Source organism: Thalassobacterium sedimentorum (genome assembly GCF_031127905.1).
Classification (GTDB): Bacteria; Verrucomicrobiota; Verrucomicrobiia; order Opitutales; family Coraliomargaritaceae; genus Thalassobacterium; species Thalassobacterium sedimentorum.
The window spans coordinates 1-493 of sequence record NZ_JARXIC010000126.1 but is presented as its reverse complement, the minus strand read 5'-3'; the positions used below and the strand labels follow the sequence as shown (position 1 = coordinate 493).

Here is a 493-nt window from a genome sequence, read left to right as displayed (position 1 = left end):
GGCATTAAAACGGAATTTCTATGGAACGATAATCCTCGGACTTCTGCTACCTGTTTGCGCATCGGAGATGCTTGAAACAGATCCTAAAACAGCTGCTCTAGTTGGCGCGGCGATGATCTCGATTTCGATCATCAATCTAAGCTATGCGAAGCGAATTGAAAAAGGAATGAATGAAGATCTTGCTGACAGCACTCGGGACTTTCGACCTACAGGTTGTGAACAAGTCGGAGCAGGACAACCCGATAACCCGCCCGTAAAACTCTAAAAATCAGTAGGACTTCTAACTCGTCAGGCGGGTTGCCTGTCCTCATCGATATACAGAAAAGGTGAACTGAATTTAGAACCGCAGATTCACGCTGATATACACAGATTTAAGAATCTTGATCCGCGTGAATCAGCATCCATCTGCGGTTAAAAAAATCCCAGATAAGAAGATTGAAGGAATCCAAAACCTAACCATATTGAGCCAATCAAACGAAATCTAAAAAAAAAA

At 42.8% G+C, this 493-nt stretch carries 1 protein-coding gene; it reads left to right on the top strand.

All coding sequences use genetic code 11. The annotated features are described in order from the left end of the window. On the top strand, nt 1-265 hold a 265-nt coding region (locus QEH59_RS18695), incomplete at its 5' end, for a hypothetical protein (RefSeq protein WP_308986906.1). Nucleotides 266-493 lie beyond the last annotated feature (228 nt).